The organism is Hymenobacter qilianensis, from assembly GCF_014489555.1.
Classification (GTDB): domain Bacteria; phylum Bacteroidota; class Bacteroidia; order Cytophagales; family Hymenobacteraceae; genus Hymenobacter; species Hymenobacter qilianensis.
Genome location: NZ_CP060784.1, coordinates 1,928,048 through 1,944,107 on the forward strand (window position 1 = coordinate 1,928,048; position 16,060 = coordinate 1,944,107).

Sequence of the window (16,060 nt, forward strand, 5' to 3'; positions counted from 1 at the left end):
AAGCCCGCATCAGTCATGGTGCGGGCTTTTTGTTATAGCTTATTGTGCTACACCAAACGCCTGTAGCTCCTTCGTAATGCGCTCATTCCAGCGTGCCTGAGCGGCGTCGTTCGTGCCATTCCCAGTTTCGCCGTCGTACTGTTCCTGCATGCGGTTCATTTCCTGATACGACAACAGGTATTGATGCTGCAAGTGGCCAGCGTAATAATCGACTGACAGCGTATCCTGCCGAATTCGATGCTTAAAGCGCTCCACCACCAGCTTTACCACATCGAAGTGGCGCTGCTCGTGGTTGAGCGTATAGGGTGTGCGGGCATGGTCGGCTACCCAGGAGGAACTGCGCACCACGAAGGTTTTCATGGCAATACGGAGCTGCATTTTGCCCCCACAACCTTCGTGGAGCCTTGATACGCGAAGTTGGGAAATATCACCGCTGCGGTATTACCACCAGATTGGCGGGTACCCTTAAAATCAGCAAAATCGAGGGGGCGCTTGGGGTCGTAGAACAGCGTGTCGGCTTCCTGATTATCGATGTAATCGGTGAAGAAAACCTGCACGCCAGTAGCCAGTTTGGCGTTGTGGGGGCATTTTGCTTTACCCAGGTGTGCAGGTACCGCATCGCTTCAGTTAGCGCCTGACGTAGCGTGGGCTCCACTACGGCAAGCTGGCCGGCGGGGCGGCCATAGCGGGCCGCGCCCTGGTACTCGGTTAGTGCTATCGTTTGGCCGTCGCGCTGCCAGTCGAAGGCCATTTTTATCGTCATGCGGCCATCTACGCGGCCGGGCGCTTTGGGGTCAGACGTCTCCGTGACTTTACACTCCCGCAAACGGATGGTTATGGGCGCAGCTGCTTATTGGCAGGAAGTGTTTGTTGAATAAACTTCCGAATAGCACTAGCGCCACCGCCTTGCAAATCAATAGCTTGCGCTTTGGAAGCTGGTGCAGCAACGGTAGAAGGCGGCAGCAACGAAGCCACGGCGCGGCGGTCGGGGCGCTCGTCTACCACCTGCGCTACGTAGAACTCCTGGGGGGCAAATGTTTGGGTAGGAGCCAGCAACCGAATGGGCGGCACCGGCCCCGCCGACTGCGCCGCCAGTAAAAGCACCCCCGCAAGTAAGGCTACTACCCAGCGCATTGCCGGGCGCAGAAAAGTCAGCAACATGGAGGGATAAGTGTGTGAAGCCGGAAGCTAGTAATCAAGGCTTCTACATCGGAGCCCTGGCAAAACGTTCCCGCCCGCCAACCGTCAAAAAGCCTCCAGCTTCCGCCCAACTGAACAATAACCCTTCGTAGAAGCTCGCGTTGTTAGCTTTCATCCTAATCAATTACTAGCTATGGAAAATAAGCCCACGACATTGCCGCCCCAGAAGCAGGATCAGCAGCCCGGCCTGGAGCAGGAAATGACGCCCCAACCCGAATATATTCGGCCCAACTATAAAGGCAGTGAAAAGCTGCAAGGCAAAGTAGCCCTCATCACCGGCGGCGACTCCGGCATCGGCCGCTCCGTGGCGGTGCATTTTGCCCGCGAGGGGGCCGATGTGGCCATTACGTATCTGCCCACCGAGGAAGAAGATGCCTATAAAACGCGCCAGCTGGTAGAAGCGGAAGGCCAGCGCTGCCTCACCCTGCCCGGTGACCTGCGCGACCGGCAGTACTGCCAGCAAATAGTGGAGCGCACCGTCGATGAGTTGGGTGGCCTGAATATCGTAGTCAACAACGCCGCCGAGCAGTTTCCCAGTCAAGACCTGAAGGAAGTGTCGGATGAGCAGTGGGAAGACACCTTTCAGGTTAATTTTTTCTCCTTCGTCCGCGTGACGCGCGCCGCCCTCAAGCACCTCAAAGAAGGCGACTCCATCATCTGCACCTCGTCGATTAATGCCTACCGGGGTAACCAGCAGCTCGTCGATTATTCGGCCACGAAAGGCGCTATCACGGTCTTTGTCAGGTCGATGGCTCAGCAATTGGCCGAGAAGAAGATCCGCGTCAACTCAGTGGCTCCCGGCCCCATCTGGACACCGCTTATTCCCGCCAGCTTCCCGCCGGATAAAGTAGCTTCCTTCGGCAAAGACACCACCATGAAGCGCCCCGGCCAGCCCTCCGAAGTAGGCCCCGCCTACGTCTTCCTCGCCTCCGACGACTCCACGTATTTCACCGGCCAAACCCTGCACCCTAACGGCGGCGAAACGGTGAATACGTAAGCCGCTTAAGCTGTAAAAGATGCGTTTAATACCAATTGAACGTCATGCAGAGCGGCCGCGAAGCATCTCGCGTGCTGAGGTTGCCACACTAACCGTCATGCTGAGCCTGTCGAAGCATCTCTACTGGTTAGTAGAATCAATACTATTGCAACGAAGCGGGAGAGATGCTTCGACTCCGCTCAGCATGACGTTCTCTTTTGTTGATTAGCACTCCTCACATCAGCACGCGAGATGCTTCGCGGCCGCTCTGCATGACGGTCGAATTAGGTACTGCGATATAAAAAAGCCCCCAAACATTTCCTGGGGGGCTTTTTTTATATAAGATCATTTAGGCTAAGCCAACGCAGCTAGAGCAGTACTTAGTTGGGTTTAAACTCGCCATGAATAGCAGCGCGCCAAAATTTCATACCTTAGAAGACGTTCTTTCCCGACTTACCCACCCGCATGGAAACCCTCGATACTCCGATTGCTGCCGCCTCCGCCCCCTTTGATCCTGCGCTGCTGCCGGAGTTGTTTGGGCGGCTCAAAACCCGCAGCGAAGTCCTGCGGCGGGAGGGCGCCAGCGAGCGGATTGCACGCCTGCGTAAGCTGAGCCAGTGGATAGAAAACAACCGCACACGCATTCAGCAGGCCATGTACGCCGACTTCCGCAAGCCCGCGGAGGAAGTGGATATGTCGGAAATCTACGTGTCGCAGGTAGAGCTGAAGCACACCATGCAGCACCTGGCCCAGTGGATGCGCTCCCGCCGCGTGGGCACGCCCCTGGCCATGATGGGTACGAAAGGCTGGGTGCAGCCCGAGCCCAAAGGCGTGGTGCTCATCATTGCCCCCTGGAATTACCCCTTCTACCTGGCCGTCGACCCCCTGACTTCCGCCCTGGCCGCAGGCAACTGCTGCATTCTGAAGCCGTCCGAAATGACGCCCGCCACCAGCGTCCTCATCCGGCAAATGGTGGAGGAGGTGTTTGACCCCAGCGAAGTAGTAGTGTGCGAGGGCGACAAAGACGTGTCCACGGCCCTGCTGAAGCTGCCTTTCGATCATATTTTCTTCACCGGTAGCCCACAAGTTGGCAAAATAGTCATGCGAGCCGCCGCCGAGCACCTCACCTCCGTGACCCTGGAGCTGGGGGGCAAATCGCCGGTGCTGGTGGATGAAACCGCCCACCTGCGCGACGCGGCCGAGAAAATTGTGTGGGGCAAATTCCTCAACGCCGGCCAAACCTGCGTGGCTCCTGACTACCTGCTGGTGCACGAGAAAGTGCGCGACAAGCTGATCGACGAAATCAGGGCCGCCACCCGCCGCCTCCACGACCCTACCGGCGAAGGCGTGCAGCAGTCGAATACTTTTGCGCGCATCGTCAACAAGCATCACTTTCAGCGCGTGAGCAAGCTGCTGGAAGAAGGCCAGCGCCTGGGGGGCATTTTGGAGATGGGCGGCATCGTCGATTCATCGGACAACTTTATTGAGCCCACTCTTCTGGCCGAAGTGCCAGTGGAAGCTGGTTTGTGGAAAGAAGAGATCTTCGGCCCCGTGCTGCCCCTGCGCACCTACAGCACCCTCATGGAAGCCGTAGACTTTATCAACGACCGGCCCCGCCCGCTGGCTCTCTACCTCTTCAGCCGCAGCGCCGAAAACCGCCGCTACGTCCTCAAGCGCGCCCCGGCTGGCGGTGTTGCCCTCAACGATACCATTATTCATCTCATGCACCCGGAGCTGCCTTTCGGCGGCCTCGGCAACAGCGGCATGGGCCGCGCCCACGGCCGCTACGGCTTCGACTCATTTTCCAATCTGAAAGCCGTCTTGAAACAGCGCGTCGGCCAAACCTCAATCAAGCTCCTTTATCCACCTTACACGCCCAAAGTGAAGCAGATGATAGAAATGGTGATGAAGTGGTTTTAAGCATTGGTCCGTGCCGTGTTGAGACGCAAGATTTTGCGTCTCGTCGTTGAACGACGCATTACAAAGCGAGCCCACCATATCTAATAATATCAGCAACGACGAGGCGCAAAATCTTGCGCCTCTACCACTTTATGTGACGTCCGTTTCCGCCGTCAGACAACTTTTCGCGCCCCAAACTACGCGGCATGCCGAGTATATCGAAAAAAATACCGATATTTTCAGACCCGTGATCAGCGCGGACAATACTCTGCTTCTGAATTGATTATGAATCCCACTCCCGCCCACCGCACCCTTCTCAACGCCCTCGCCGACACCTTTATCCCCAGCATTGAAGGCAAAACCGAGAAGGCAGAGTTTTGGGCCCAATGCGGCTCCCAGGGCATTGACGTCGATAAAGCTTTTGCCGCCATTTCTGCACAGCCGGAAGGCGCTCAGCAGGAGTTTAAGCAGTTACTCAAGCTGTTGGAAAACCCGGCGTTAGGATTGACCTGGTTTGGGCCGCTCAAGCCCTTTGTGCGCCTGGATGCAGCCCAGCGCCAGCAGATGCTGCAAAGCTGGGCGGGAAGTAATGTGCCCCAGTTGCGTAAAGGGTTTCACGCCCTTCGCAAGCTGCTCACTTTCCTCTACTACGGCTCGTCGTCGGCGGAAAAAGGCAACGCTACCTGGGCGGCGCTGGGTTACCCTGGCCCGCTGCCCGAGGAGGTCGTGAACACCGAAAAACCGCTGAAAACCCTGCGCCCCACCAACGATATTACCTACGACTGCGACGTGCTGGTGATAGGCAGCGGAGCCGGAGGCGGCGTGGTAGCCGCCGAATTGGCTGTGGCTGGCCACGATGTGTTGGTGCTGGAAAAAGGCCCCTACTGCCACGGCTGCGACTTCACCCAGCGCGAAGTAGATATGATGGGCCAGCTTTATGACGCGCGCGGCGCCCTGTGCACCCAGGATGGCGGCGTAGCCTTGCTGGCCGGCAGCTGCCTGGGCGGCGGCACCACCGTCAATTGGGCTGGCTCGTTTCGTACTCCTGATTATGTGCTGGAAGAATGGGCCAAGGAGCACCAGGTGCCACACTTTACGTCGGCTGAGTTTAAGAACAGCCTCGACGCCGTAAGCCGGGCTTTGAGCGTGAATACGAATTATCAGCGGCACAACGGCCAGAACCAGGCGTTGCTGGAAGGCTCGGCCAAGCTCGGGCAGAGTACCAGATTGATTCCGAGGAATGAAAAAGGCCTCACCGACTCCGAGGCGGACTTCCAGGGCTTGGGCTACACTACCATGGGCGACCGGTACGGCATCAAGCAAGGCACTTTGAATACCTATCTGCCCCAGGCCTTCGCCCACGGAGCCCGCCTGCTGGCCGATACCCGGGTGGAGCGCGTGACGATACAGGCCGGCCAGGCCACTGGCGCCGAAGCCGTGCACACCACCTCCGATGGCAAGCAAGTGCGCGTGACAGTGCGGGCGCGGCGCGTGGTGGTGGCTGGTGGCGCCATCCAGACGCCGGCGCTGCTGTTGCGCAGCGGTTTGCGCCATCCGCACTTAGGTCAGCATCTGCATTTGCACCCCACGGTGGCTGTTTCGGGCCTGTATCCGCAGCTGATAAATCCGTGGCATGGGCCGAGCATGTCGGTGGTCAACGACTGCTTCACGCGCCTCGATGGCACCAACTTCGGGGTGAAGCTGGAAACGCCCCCCGCCCACGCGGGCCTGATGGCTATGGTGCTGCCCTGGCAATCGGGCGAGCAGCACAAGCAGCTGATGCTCAACGCGGCGCATTTGGGCAACTTCATTGTGCTGACCCGCGACCGGGATGGCGGCCGCGTAACAATCGATCAGCACGGGGCTCCCTTGGTCGACTACGTGCTTAGCCCCTTCGACCGCAATTCTATGCTTCAGGGCGTGCGCGCCGCCGCCGAAATTCATGTAGCAGCTGGGGCGCACACGGTGTATTTGCCCCACGGCACTTTGCCCACGCTGCATGCCCAAAATGGCGTGATACAAAACCCTGAGGTGCTGGAGAAGCTGCCGCACCTAGGCTGGAAGCCAAACCAGTTTAGCCTCTACAGCGCCCACCAGATGAGCACCTGCCGCATGGGTGGCGTGCGAGCAACGCACCCATTAGCCCCCAGCGGCGAAACCTACGAGGTCAGCAACCTGTACGTGGCCGATGGCTCGGCCTTTCCTGCTTGTAGCGGCGTCAATCCCATGCTGACCATTATGGCGCTGGCCCACTATACTGCCCAGGAAATAAAGGCCAGATTGGTAGCCAACGGCGAAAAAACGAGGCGGCAGATGGCCGTTAGTGAGTAACGCCTGAGCGGTGCGGCGGGGGGCAAATAGTCGGGGCAGGAGGGAGGAGATGACCATTTGCCGGATTTTCGCGTATGCAGGGCACACTCCTACATTCTGTCCCATGCGTTCCGCCCCTTTCTTTCTTGCTCTGGCCCTGCTGATGGCCACTACGTTTAGCTGTGCCCGTCGCAAAAAGGCTAATATTCCGAATGCTCCTACTACCACTGCTGCCCCGGCGCCGGCCCCGGCCGCGCCCGTAGAGCGCCGCGCCGCCCGCGACCTGACCGACGTGATGACCGACGAGCTGAAATTGCTCCCCGATCAGCAAGTGAAAGTGCGTGCCATCCTGACTTCCACCGTGGAGCAGGTGAATGATGCCCAGAAAAAGCATGGTGCCGACCGCACAGCCCTAATGACTGATTTGAAAGCCATTAATGCCCGCTCGGAAGGCCAGCTCAAACAGGTGCTTACGCCTACTCAATACCAGCAATACCAGACCAAGAAGCGGGCAATGCAGGCTGAAATGCAGTCCCGTAAATCGAGCGGAGGACGCTAGAAAGATTTTGGGCTGTTAAGGTCTAAAGCAATACGAATGCAATAAAGATAGGCGGTCATGCAGAGCGGAGCGAAGCATCTCACGTGCTGATGTTGCAATGGTAACTCAATGACGACACGCGAGATGCTCCGCTCTGCATGACCGCCTTGATAAGTGTTTAAGAAAAAGCCCCCCAGCGTGATGCTGGGGGCTTTTTCTTGTATGATAGTTTCGTTTACCATTAGTCTTATAAAGATAACTAGCTGACGGATAATACTTTGAAAATATATTGGTTTTAGCAATTATACTTCGGTCTCATGAGGCAACCGTTGGTCTAGTCTGAGCATCTTTTGAGTTGCTGGATACATATATAGAAAAGTAAAGACACTGGTTATCAGAGCTTATTCATAAATTAAGACTACGGTCTCTTTGAATTATAAAGAAAATTCTTCTACTTTGTATTGCCTACTACTAGGTTAGGCACTTAACCCGGTTTTTGCTCTTCCTGCTATGATTGAGTTGCGCGATATCCGTAAAAGTTACGCAGTAGGCCCCAACAGACTGGCCGTGCTCAAAGGCATCGACCTGCACATCCGGGAAGGGGAGTTAGTGAGTATAATGGGCTCATCCGGGTCGGGGAAAAGCACCTTGCTCAATATCCTGGGCATCCTCGACGACTATGACAGCGGCGAGTACCACCTGGCCGGCAACCGCATTGACCGCAACCTTTCGCAGACGCGGGCAGCCCAGTATCGCAATCAGTTTCTGGGGTTTGTGTTTCAGTCGTTTAACCTGTTGAGCTTCAAAAACGCCATGGAAAACGTGGCGCTGCCGCTTTACTATCAGAAAATAGGGCGAAAGGAGCGCAACCGCATGGCCCTAGAGTACCTCGACCGCGTGGGCCTGCTCGACCGCGCCGACCACTTGCCCAGCGAGCTGTCTGGGGGCAAAAACAGCGCGTGGCCATTGCTCGCGCCCTCATTAGCCAACCCAAGCTCATCCTGGCCGACGAACCCACCGGCGCCCTCGATACGCATACCACCCAGGAGGTGATGGACATTTTCAAGCAGGTGAACCGCGAAGGCATGACGGTTATCATCGTGACCCACGAAAACGACATTGCCGCCCAGACTCACCGCGTAATTAGGGTGCGCGACGGCCTGGTGATAGATGATGAACAAGGCACGGATGAAGAGATGCTGGCCGCTCAGCGCTTCATCAGCTAAATCACGAACACCACAAAACAGCTGCTTCGCTAAGCTGAATACCTTCCCGCTTACTGCCTTTTAGAACAAACGAGCTAACCTTTCTGAGCTATGAAAAAGAACTTACTGATGTGGGCGCTGCTACTGCTGGTGGGCACCGCCCAGGCCCAGGTCACGACCAACGTGGCGAAAACCGTATCCGGCAATGTGGATAAGCAGGCTTTGTCTAAGCAGATAACGCAGCTGATGCGCAACCCCAAGAAGCCAAATCAGGACTTGCAGTTTGTGCTCAGTGGCTGCCACGCCCAGCAGATTATCCGTGACAATAAAGCCGATGTGCAGATGTCGCAGCCGGTGTCGGTGAGCTACAGCAAGGGCGAATCGGGCTGGGGCGTGAAGCTCAAAGACGGCCTGTTTGAAATGAAGCTGGACTTTGAATGGGCCGACGTAACAAACCTGAGCTATGAGGCAGAAACCGATGACGACGACCAGAAATACTACGAGCTGAAAATAAAAAGGCAGAAAAAGGGTGGCGACAGTATCACCTTCGATTTACCACTGTACACGACCAACGAAGCGGTAGTTAAAAACGTGATGCAGCGCTTGGAAAAAGTGCGCCAGAGCTGCAAGTAGGGCTAAAAAAGCCCCCCAGCAAGACATACGTCGGCTCATTAGTGGCACCGACAAATCAACTTCCACAGTACTTCATAAAGCAGCCTCAAAAGCCATGTTCGACATCGATAAGTGGCAGGAGATCTTGGGTACGATGCGCCGCAACAAGCTGCGCACCTTCCTGACTGCGTTTGGGGTGTTTTGGGGAATTTTTATGCTCGTGCTATTGCTGGGTGCTGGCAAGGGAATGGAGAACGGCATTTTCAAGGAATTTGGTGCCGGTGCCCGCAACAGCTTGTATATCAGCGGCGGTAAAACGTCCATTCCGTACAATGGCCTCAAGCCCGGCCGCGAAATCAAGCTCACCAACGTTGACCAAGATGCTATTCGCCGCCAGATAGATGGCGTAGACTTGCTGGCCACCCGCAACCGGCTTTTTGGCGAATATACCATTATGCGAGGCACCAAAAATGGCTCTTACCAAGTGTTTGGGGCCAGTTCCGATTTTTTCGAGCTGAACGGTGAGGTGCTCCATTCAGGCCGCTTGCTCAATCCGATGGACGTGATTGAGCGGCGCAAAGTGATGATTCTGGGCGAGAAGGTGCGTAAAGTGCTCTTTGGCGATGAGCCGGCTTTGGGCGAGTATGTGCAGGTGAAGGGAGTTTTCTTCAAAATAGTGGGCACCTTCACCAACACCCAAAATCAGGGCCGCAACGAAGAACGGGCCTACACGCCGTTTAGCACCTTCCAAACGACGTTTAATCAGTACAATCAGGTGCAGCTTTTTGGTCTGACCTCGCAGCCAGGTATTCCAGTAAAGCAGGTCGAAGACCAGGTGCGCATGCTACTAGCCTCGCGGCACAAGTTTGACCCTGCCGACAAGGAGGCCCTTGACTTAGAGAATAACGAAGAGGAAGTACAGCGTTTTCAGGGCTTATTTAATGGTATTAAGCTTTTTGTGTCCATCATTGGCGTGCTTACGCTGGTAGCGGGCGTGGTCGGGGTGAGCAATATCATGCTCATTATTGTGCAGGAGCGTACCCGCGAAATCGGGGTGCGCAAGGCCTTGGGTGCTACGCCCTGGAGCATTATCAGCATGATTCTGCAAGAGTCGGTGGTCATTACGGGCTTATCGGGCTACCTGGGGCTGCTGGCCGGGGTGGCCGTGCTGGACGCGGTACGCTATGCGCTGGAACAGGCCGGCGGTACTACCTCCTACTTCGACCGGCCGGAAGTAGACGTGACGGTGGCCGTTAGCGCCATTATACTGCTGGTTATAGCTGGTGCCATAGCCGGTTTGGTGCCCGCCATGAAAGCAGCCAATGTGAAACCTATTGAAGCTTTAAGAGCCGAATGAACTGAATAAAATGAGAACAAAAACTCCCCTCCTTACCAAGGATGGGACGCCATGCCAAAGGGGCGGCTGGGGTGGTTGAGGACGTTGCTGATGTTGTTTAGTCAGCTTCGTTAAAAAGCCCCCCAGACAATCAAACAACTAAACAACAACCGCAACCACCCCAGCTTTGGCTGCGCCAAAGCATCCCCTCCTTGGTAAGGATGGGAGCTAATCGTTCGGACTCTCCCCTCTGGCTTCAACACTGCCTTATTCTTAACTCCCATGTTTGACCTAGATAAATGGAGCGAAATCTGGAGCACCGTACGGCGGCACAAGCTGCGCACGGGGCTGACGGCGTTTGGCGTGTTCTGGGGTATTTTCATGCTGGTAGTACTGTTGGGCGCAGGCAAAGGCTTCCGTAATGGGGTAGAGCAGGAGTTCGATGTAGCCAAAAACGCCGTTTTCGTTTGGACCCAGCGCACCAGCGTACCCCACATGGGCCTGAAAGCGGGCCGGTTTATCCAACTCACCAACGACGACGTGCGGGCCATTGAGCGCCAGGTGCCGGAGGCCGCTTTCATATTGCCGCGCTGCGAGCTGCATGGCACGTTTACGGTGCAGGTGCCGCCCAAAAGTGGGGCATTTACGGTGAAGGGCGAGTACCCTGGCTACCCCGCTATTCAGGCTTTGGATTTGGAGCGGGGACGCTTCGTGAATGAAATGGATATCCGGGAGCGGCGCAAGGTGGCCATTATCGGCAACCGCGTGGTAGATGTGCTCTTTATGGGCGCTGACCCTATGGGTAAGTATATCAATATCAAGGGCATCTACTTCCGGGTGGTGGGCGTGTTCAAAGGTACCGGCCGGCCCGAGGAAGCCCAGCAGAATGCGCAGACCATCTTCGTGCCGCTGACTACTCTGCAAATTGCTTTCAACCAGGTAAATAAGGTCGACTACTTCGCCTTTATCCCGAAGCCCGGCATTCCGGCAGCCGTTGTGGAAACCAAGGTGAAGGAGGTGCTCCGACGTCAGCACAAAGTAGCGCCCACCGACGACCGCGCTTTCGGCTCGGCCAATGTGGAGGAGGAATACGCCCGCGTGCAGGGCCTGTTTACGGGCATTTCGGGCTTTAGCTGGCTAGTAAGCATCGGGACCATTTTGGCGGGCATTATCGGTGTGAGCAACATCATGCTGATTGTGGTAAAGGAGCGCACCAAGGAAATCGGGATTCGTAAGGCCTTGGGCGCCACGCCCTTCAGCATCGTGAGCCTGATTGTGCAAGAAAGCATCGTGCTGACGGCCGTGGCTGGTATGGTGGGGCTGCTGGCCGGCACCGCGCTGATGGCTGGCATCAATAACCTGATTGCGGGTGAGCAGATGAGCTTTTTTGCTAATCCTCAGGTAGATGTCGGCGTCGCCCTTACGGCTATCGGGCTGCTGGTTTCGGCTGGTGCCCTGGCCGGACTTGTACCCGCTACCATTGCTGCCCGCGTGCAGCCGGTAGTAGCTTTAAAAGATGAGTAAGGCAGAAATTGCCCCCAGAATACTTAATTCAATCTACTACCCATGAAACGTTTCATCCTTGCTCTCCTAGTGTTACTGCTGTTGGCTGGTTTCGGCTGGCTGGGCTACTACTTCTACCGCCAGGCCAACGTGGACCCTATCGTGTACAAAACGGAGCAGCCGTTTGTCGCTGACATTGTGAAGAAAACAGTGGCTACGGGCAGCATTGTGCCACGACGGGAAGTGCTGATTAAGCCCCAGGTATCGGGGATTGTGGAGGAGCTGTATGTGGAGGCGGGCCAGCCCGTGAAGGAAGGTCAGCTCATTGCCCGCATTCGCACCGTGGCCAACGCCGCCAGCGTCAACAGCGCCAAAACCGGCATTCAGGCCGCGCGCATTGCCTTGGAAACCAGCAAAATGGAGCTGGACCGGCAGCAAAGGCTCTATGATCAAAAGGTAATTGCCCAGCAGGAATACCTGCGCTTCCTAAATGATTATCGGGCCAAGCAGCAGGCCCTGGACGCGGCCGAGAGCAACCTCCAGATTGCTCAGCGCGGCGCGTCCCGCAACACCGGCGGCTCGCTGAATCTGGTTCGTTCTACCATCACCGGACTGCTGCTGGATGTGCCGATTAAAGTGGGTGCATCGGTGGTGGAGCGCAATAACTTCAACGAAGGCACCACCATCGCCTCCGTGGCCGACATGAAAAGCCTCGTGTTTGAGGGCAAAATCGACGAGAGTGAAGTGGGCAAAGTGCGCGAAGGCATGGACCTTAACCTGACCATCGGGGCGCTGGAAAACCAGGCGTTTCCGGCCACGCTTGAATACATTGCCCCCAAAGGCGTGCTGGAAGAAGGCGCCATCAAGTTTCAGGTGCGCGCCCGCCTGAACCTCAAGCCGGGGCAGTTTCTGCGGGCTAATTATTCGGCCAACGGCGACATCGTGCTGGGCCGCCGCGACGACGTGCTGGCTATTCGCGAAAGCCTGCTGCAGTTTGGTAAGGTGAACAAGGACAGCGTGTTTGTGGAGATCGAAAAAGCCCCCCAGCAGTTCCAGAAGCGCATGATCAAGACAGGCTTGTCGGATGGCATCAACGTCGAAATCGTGTCGGGCCTGAGCAAAGAGGATAAAGTGAAAGTGCTAGGCCCGCCAGCCGAGGACGAGAAGAAAAAGTCGTAAGGCGCCGGTAGGCATTGACTGGTATGCAAACGGCGCCACCAGGGTAAAACTCTTACCTCGGTGGCGCCGTTTGCACACCATTACTTACTTCCCCTAGCTGTGCGCCGCCAATCCTACACCCTGCATTTCAATCCGAAGCTCAGCCTTAATGCTGATAAAAAGCACGTGCGCGACGGCCTCTCCACGGTGTTGCGCACCGGCGACAACCTCTGGCTGAGCTGCGACGAGCGCACCACTATCGAGCGCCTGCGCCTCATTGGGCCCCACGAGTTTGGCGAGCATTGCTCTTATGAGCTTACCGACCTGCTCGACCTGCCTTCGGATGACGATGAGGAGATTGACATTGAGGGCATGGGTGAGGCAGATAACTACCTCTGGCTGATCGGCTCGCATAGCCTGAAGCGGAAAAAGCCCAACCACAAAGACACAGACACGGCTAAGCAGATAGCGCGTTTGGCCAAGATCGAAGAAGAGCCGAACCGGTACTTGCTGGCGCGTATTCCGCTGGTATTGAACCCCGAAACCGGCGACTATGAGTTGCACAAAGAAGCGCCGCACCCCACTGACTCTACCAAAATGCTGACTGTTTCGCAGCTGCACAGCAACAGCGACACCAATGCCAATGAACTGTTCGACTTCCTGTCGGACGACCCGCACCTGAAGCCATTTATTAAGATTCCGGGCAAAGACAACGGGTTTGATATTGAAGGTTTGGCGGCGGCACCCGATGGCCGCTTGTTTGTGGGACTACGGGGGCCGGTGCTTCGGGGCTGGGCTATTGTGCTGGAGCTGTTGCCGATAGAAGATAAAAAGGGCCGCCTGCGCCTGGATAAGCTAGACGGCGCTGAGCAGGTCTATTACAAAAAGCATTTCCTGGCGCTGGGTGGGATGGGGCTGCGTGAGCTGCGCCAGCTCGGCCCCGATATTCTGATGCTGGCCGGCCCCACTATGGACCTTGACGGCACCATCGCGGTGTACCGCTGGCCCAACGCGCTTGTGCAGCCCCAGGACAGCCTCATCGGCCCCGACAAGATCCATCGCCTCTTCGATGTGCCGCACGGCCACGGGCCTACCTCGGGCCAGGATAAAGCTGAGGGCATGGCCATACTCGACGATAAGCACGTACTCATCGTGTTTGACAGCCCCACGGAAGCGCGCAAAAAAGCCCCCCACCAAGTGGTAGCCGACTCCTTTCTGCTGCCCTTAACATCAGCCAGTTAATTTATTGGTTGGTCATGCAGAGCGGCAGCGAAGCATCTCGCGTGCTGACAAAGGAGTAGTAATCTAACGGCGCGAGCGAGATGCTTCGCTACCGCTCTGCATGACGTTCTAAAGAAAAAATACTCATCCCGCCTATGGCCTCTGATGCGCCCTTAATTCGTACGCCCGAAACCACGCACCGCATTCATTTTCAGGATTGCGATATGCTGGGCCACCTCAATAATGCCCGCTACCTCGACTATTTTCTGAATGCCCGCGAGGAGCATACCACCCAGCACTACTCCCTGAACCTGGGCGAGCTGGCCCGCGAGTCGCAGGCCGGATGGGTGATTACCAAGCACCATATTGCCTATCTGCGCCCCGCCAACCACGGCGAACAAGTGCTCATTCGAAGCCAGCTTATTCATTTCGACAACTCCAATCTGGTGGTTGAAATGCAGATGCTGAGCCAGGATGGCACCCGCCTGAAAGCGCTGCTCTGGTCAGAAATGGCCTTCGTGAACGTGCGCACCGCTACCCGCACCGACCACGCCGACGCTATGATGGACATGCTCGATGCCTTAGATATTGAAGACGTAGAATACGACCCCGATGGCTTCGATGAGCGGGTGCGCTACGTGCGCAAGCAGCTCAAGCGCGAGCGGGGCGAAAAGGAAAGCACGGAGTAACCTGTTCAGCTTGCTTTGCGTTAAACCTAAACCGGAACCGCCCTGCGGGGTCCGGTTTTTTGTTTGTGTAGTGTGTACTCTAAAAAGCTAGAAGTCATGTCATTATTTGGAAGTGATAAACTAAAAGGAAAGAAAATAGCCATCGTCGCCACCGACGGTTTCGAGCAGTCGGAGTTGGAACAGCCGAAGAAATATCTGGAGAATGAGGGTGCCGAAACCCACGTTATTTCGCTGAAGAGCGGTTCTATCAAGGGCTGGGACAAAGACGATTGGGGCGACAAGGTGAGCGTAGACAAGCTCATCGGCGATGCCCGCGTAGAGGATTATGATGCGCTGGTGTTGCCTGGGGGGCAAATCAACCCCGACAAGCTGCGTGTAGAGCAAAAAGTAGTGGACTTCGTGACGGAGTTTATGCACTCGGGTAAAGTAGTGGCCGCCATCTGCCACGGCCCCTGGGTACTGGTAGAAACGGGCCTGCTACGCGGCAAAAAAGTAACCAGCTACCCCAGCATCAAAACTGACCTGAAGAACGCCGGTGCCCTTTGGGAAGACAGCGAAGTGGTGGTAGATAAAGGCCTCATCACCAGCCGCAACCCCAATGATATTCCTGCCTTCAATAAAAAGATTGTAGAGGAAATTCTGGAAGGCGTACACGCCACGCGCTAGCCGGATGCCAGTTAGATAATTAGTAAAAAAGCCCCCAGATACTGTCTGGGGGCTTTTTTCTTACGCTGTGATTTGGAATGTAGAGACGCGGATTCGCGTGTCGCCGTTGAACGATGGGTATCGTGCCGTTCGCATAATTCGCATAAACAACCTCAGCAACGATTAGACGCGAACCGAAGGTCGGCAAAGCCAATACGCGTTTCTACAGAAGGCGTAGCAAATCGGCGGCGAACTGATGGTACAGGAAGTAGAAGCACACATCAAACACCAGTAAAAAAGCCCCCTGCACCCACAACGAGCGGCCGAAGCCAAGGAGGCGCTCGGGGCGGCGGTCGGTGGAGGCGGCGCGGGCCCGGAGCCAACTGCCTGTGGCTATGTAAGCTACGTCGAGGCCGGCGTTGAACAGCAGGATTTTCTCGAAGTTGAATTGTGCCGTTAAGCTGTCGGCCAACGTCATACCGGCAACCTGGTTGGGGTGGGCACTCAGGATGCCAAATACGGCTAGCGCCACGTTTACCAGGTTCCAGCCCACGTTCATCTGATGGAAGTAGTGCGCCTCCGTGCGCTTATCGGTGCGAGCCACCAAGTAGCCGCTCACCACCAGGTTCAGCAGGGCCCATGCGCCGAGCACGCCCATGCCGCGCTCGGCCAGCAGCTCCCGGCTCCGGTTGAGCAGGGGCAAAGCGTCGGTAGGATCGGGAAGGGCAAGAAGCAGGGTGGCCAACGGCATAGCAAACGGTAAGAAAA

15 protein-coding genes and 1 pseudogene are annotated in these 16,060 nt (G+C 56.4%); 12 read left to right on the forward strand and 4 right to left on the reverse strand.

The window, feature by feature from the left end:
* Positions 1 to 39: 39 nt before the first annotated feature.
* The 3 genes from H9L05_RS08915 to H9L05_RS08925 form a co-directional block, all read right to left on the reverse strand.
* On the reverse strand, positions 40 to 360 hold the full coding sequence (locus tag H9L05_RS08915; protein ID WP_187733856.1) for a hypothetical protein: 321 nt from the start codon (positions 358 to 360) through the stop codon (positions 40 to 42).
* Positions 357 to 557, reverse strand: a complete 201-nt coding sequence (locus H9L05_RS08920; RefSeq protein ID WP_187733857.1) for a hypothetical protein — start codon at positions 555 to 557, stop codon at positions 357 to 359. Before H9L05_RS08920 ends, H9L05_RS08915 begins: the two co-directional genes overlap by 4 nt.
* A 277-nt stretch (positions 558 to 834) precedes the next feature.
* Complete coding sequence (locus tag H9L05_RS08925; RefSeq protein ID WP_187733858.1) at positions 835 to 1,161, reverse strand: hypothetical protein; 327 nt, start codon at positions 1,159 to 1,161, stop codon at positions 835 to 837.
* A gap of 172 nt (positions 1,162 to 1,333) precedes the next feature.
* Between H9L05_RS08925 and H9L05_RS08930 the strand changes: the two genes are divergently transcribed.
* From H9L05_RS08930 to H9L05_RS08985, 12 genes and pseudogenes are all read left to right on the forward strand, one after another.
* Positions 1,334 to 2,197 (forward strand): SDR family oxidoreductase, encoded by an 864-nt coding sequence (locus tag H9L05_RS08930; RefSeq protein WP_187733859.1) that lies wholly within the window; start codon positions 1,334 to 1,336, stop codon positions 2,195 to 2,197.
* A 444-nt stretch (positions 2,198 to 2,641) separates the two neighbouring features.
* Positions 2,642 to 4,096, forward strand: coding sequence for an aldehyde dehydrogenase family protein (locus H9L05_RS08935; protein WP_187733860.1), 1,455 nt, complete (start codon positions 2,642 to 2,644; stop codon positions 4,094 to 4,096).
* Between the two features lie 264 nt (positions 4,097 to 4,360).
* The gene (locus H9L05_RS08940; RefSeq protein WP_187733861.1) at positions 4,361 to 6,406 is read left to right on the forward strand and encodes an FAD-dependent oxidoreductase; all 2,046 of its coding nucleotides are present in this window, start codon (positions 4,361 to 4,363) and stop codon (positions 6,404 to 6,406) included.
* A 103-nt stretch (positions 6,407 to 6,509) separates the two neighbouring features.
* Positions 6,510 to 6,944 (forward strand): hypothetical protein, encoded by a 435-nt coding sequence (locus H9L05_RS08945; RefSeq protein WP_187733862.1) that lies wholly within the window; start codon positions 6,510 to 6,512, stop codon positions 6,942 to 6,944.
* Between the two features lie 489 nt (positions 6,945 to 7,433).
* Positions 7,434 to 8,149, forward strand: a pseudogene (locus H9L05_RS08950) (ABC transporter ATP-binding protein).
* A 90-nt stretch (positions 8,150 to 8,239) separates the two neighbouring features.
* Entirely contained in the window at positions 8,240 to 8,761 is a 522-nt protein-coding gene (locus H9L05_RS08955) for a hypothetical protein (RefSeq protein WP_187733863.1), read from the forward strand.
* Between the two features lie 94 nt (positions 8,762 to 8,855).
* A complete protein-coding gene (locus tag H9L05_RS08960; RefSeq protein ID WP_187733864.1) occupies positions 8,856 to 10,097 on the forward strand; it encodes an ABC transporter permease in 1,242 nt (413 codons plus the stop codon).
* A gap of 261 nt (positions 10,098 to 10,358) precedes the next feature.
* Positions 10,359 to 11,600: an ABC transporter permease gene (locus tag H9L05_RS08965; RefSeq protein WP_187733865.1), complete on the forward strand. Its 1,242-nt coding sequence runs from the start codon at positions 10,359 to 10,361 to the stop codon at positions 11,598 to 11,600.
* A 42-nt stretch (positions 11,601 to 11,642) separates the two neighbouring features.
* Positions 11,643 to 12,758, forward strand: coding sequence for an efflux RND transporter periplasmic adaptor subunit (locus H9L05_RS08970; protein ID WP_187733866.1), 1,116 nt, complete (start codon positions 11,643 to 11,645; stop codon positions 12,756 to 12,758).
* A 99-nt stretch (positions 12,759 to 12,857) separates the two neighbouring features.
* Complete coding sequence (locus H9L05_RS08975; RefSeq protein ID WP_223284833.1) at positions 12,858 to 13,979, forward strand: DUF3616 domain-containing protein; 1,122 nt, start codon at positions 12,858 to 12,860, stop codon at positions 13,977 to 13,979.
* A 134-nt stretch (positions 13,980 to 14,113) separates the two neighbouring features.
* Positions 14,114 to 14,647: an acyl-CoA thioesterase gene (locus tag H9L05_RS08980; RefSeq protein ID WP_187733867.1), complete on the forward strand. Its 534-nt coding sequence runs from the start codon at positions 14,114 to 14,116 to the stop codon at positions 14,645 to 14,647.
* A 96-nt stretch (positions 14,648 to 14,743) separates the two neighbouring features.
* Complete coding sequence (locus H9L05_RS08985; RefSeq protein WP_187733868.1) at positions 14,744 to 15,313, forward strand: type 1 glutamine amidotransferase domain-containing protein; 570 nt, start codon at positions 14,744 to 14,746, stop codon at positions 15,311 to 15,313.
* 202 nt (positions 15,314 to 15,515) lie between these two features.
* On the opposite strand, the gene H9L05_RS08990 is transcribed toward H9L05_RS08985, so the two are convergent.
* Positions 15,516 to 16,043, reverse strand: a complete 528-nt coding sequence (locus H9L05_RS08990) for a DUF6992 family protein (protein ID WP_187733869.1) — start codon at positions 16,041 to 16,043, stop codon at positions 15,516 to 15,518.
* Positions 16,044 to 16,060: the final 17 nt, after the last annotated feature.

Bases quoted from the DNA above. Each gene is read 5' to 3' on its own strand.
- H9L05_RS08915 (WP_187733856.1), bottom strand. From the start codon at position 360: ATGAAAACCTTCGTGGTGCGCAGTTCCTCCTGGGTAGCCGACCATGCC.
- H9L05_RS08925 (WP_187733858.1), bottom strand. From the start codon at position 1,161: ATGTTGCTGACTTTTCTGCGCCCGGCAATGCGCTGGGTAGTAGCCTTA.
- H9L05_RS08930 (WP_187733859.1), top strand. From the start codon at position 1,334: ATGGAAAATAAGCCCACGACATTGCCGCCCCAGAAGCAGGATCAGCAG.
- H9L05_RS08935 (WP_187733860.1), top strand. From the start codon at position 2,642: ATGGAAACCCTCGATACTCCGATTGCTGCCGCCTCCGCCCCCTTTGAT.
- H9L05_RS08940 (WP_187733861.1), top strand. From the start codon at position 4,361: ATGAATCCCACTCCCGCCCACCGCACCCTTCTCAACGCCCTCGCCGAC.
- H9L05_RS08945 (WP_187733862.1), top strand. From the start codon at position 6,510: ATGCGTTCCGCCCCTTTCTTTCTTGCTCTGGCCCTGCTGATGGCCACT.
- H9L05_RS08955 (WP_187733863.1), top strand. From the start codon at position 8,240: ATGAAAAAGAACTTACTGATGTGGGCGCTGCTACTGCTGGTGGGCACC.
- H9L05_RS08960 (WP_187733864.1), top strand. From the start codon at position 8,856: ATGTTCGACATCGATAAGTGGCAGGAGATCTTGGGTACGATGCGCCGC.
- H9L05_RS08965 (WP_187733865.1), top strand. From the start codon at position 10,359: ATGTTTGACCTAGATAAATGGAGCGAAATCTGGAGCACCGTACGGCGG.
- H9L05_RS08970 (WP_187733866.1), top strand. From the start codon at position 11,643: ATGAAACGTTTCATCCTTGCTCTCCTAGTGTTACTGCTGTTGGCTGGT.
- H9L05_RS08980 (WP_187733867.1), top strand. From the start codon at position 14,114: ATGGCCTCTGATGCGCCCTTAATTCGTACGCCCGAAACCACGCACCGC.
- H9L05_RS08985 (WP_187733868.1), top strand. From the start codon at position 14,744: ATGTCATTATTTGGAAGTGATAAACTAAAAGGAAAGAAAATAGCCATC.
- H9L05_RS08990 (WP_187733869.1), bottom strand. From the start codon at position 16,043: ATGCCGTTGGCCACCCTGCTTCTTGCCCTTCCCGATCCTACCGACGCT.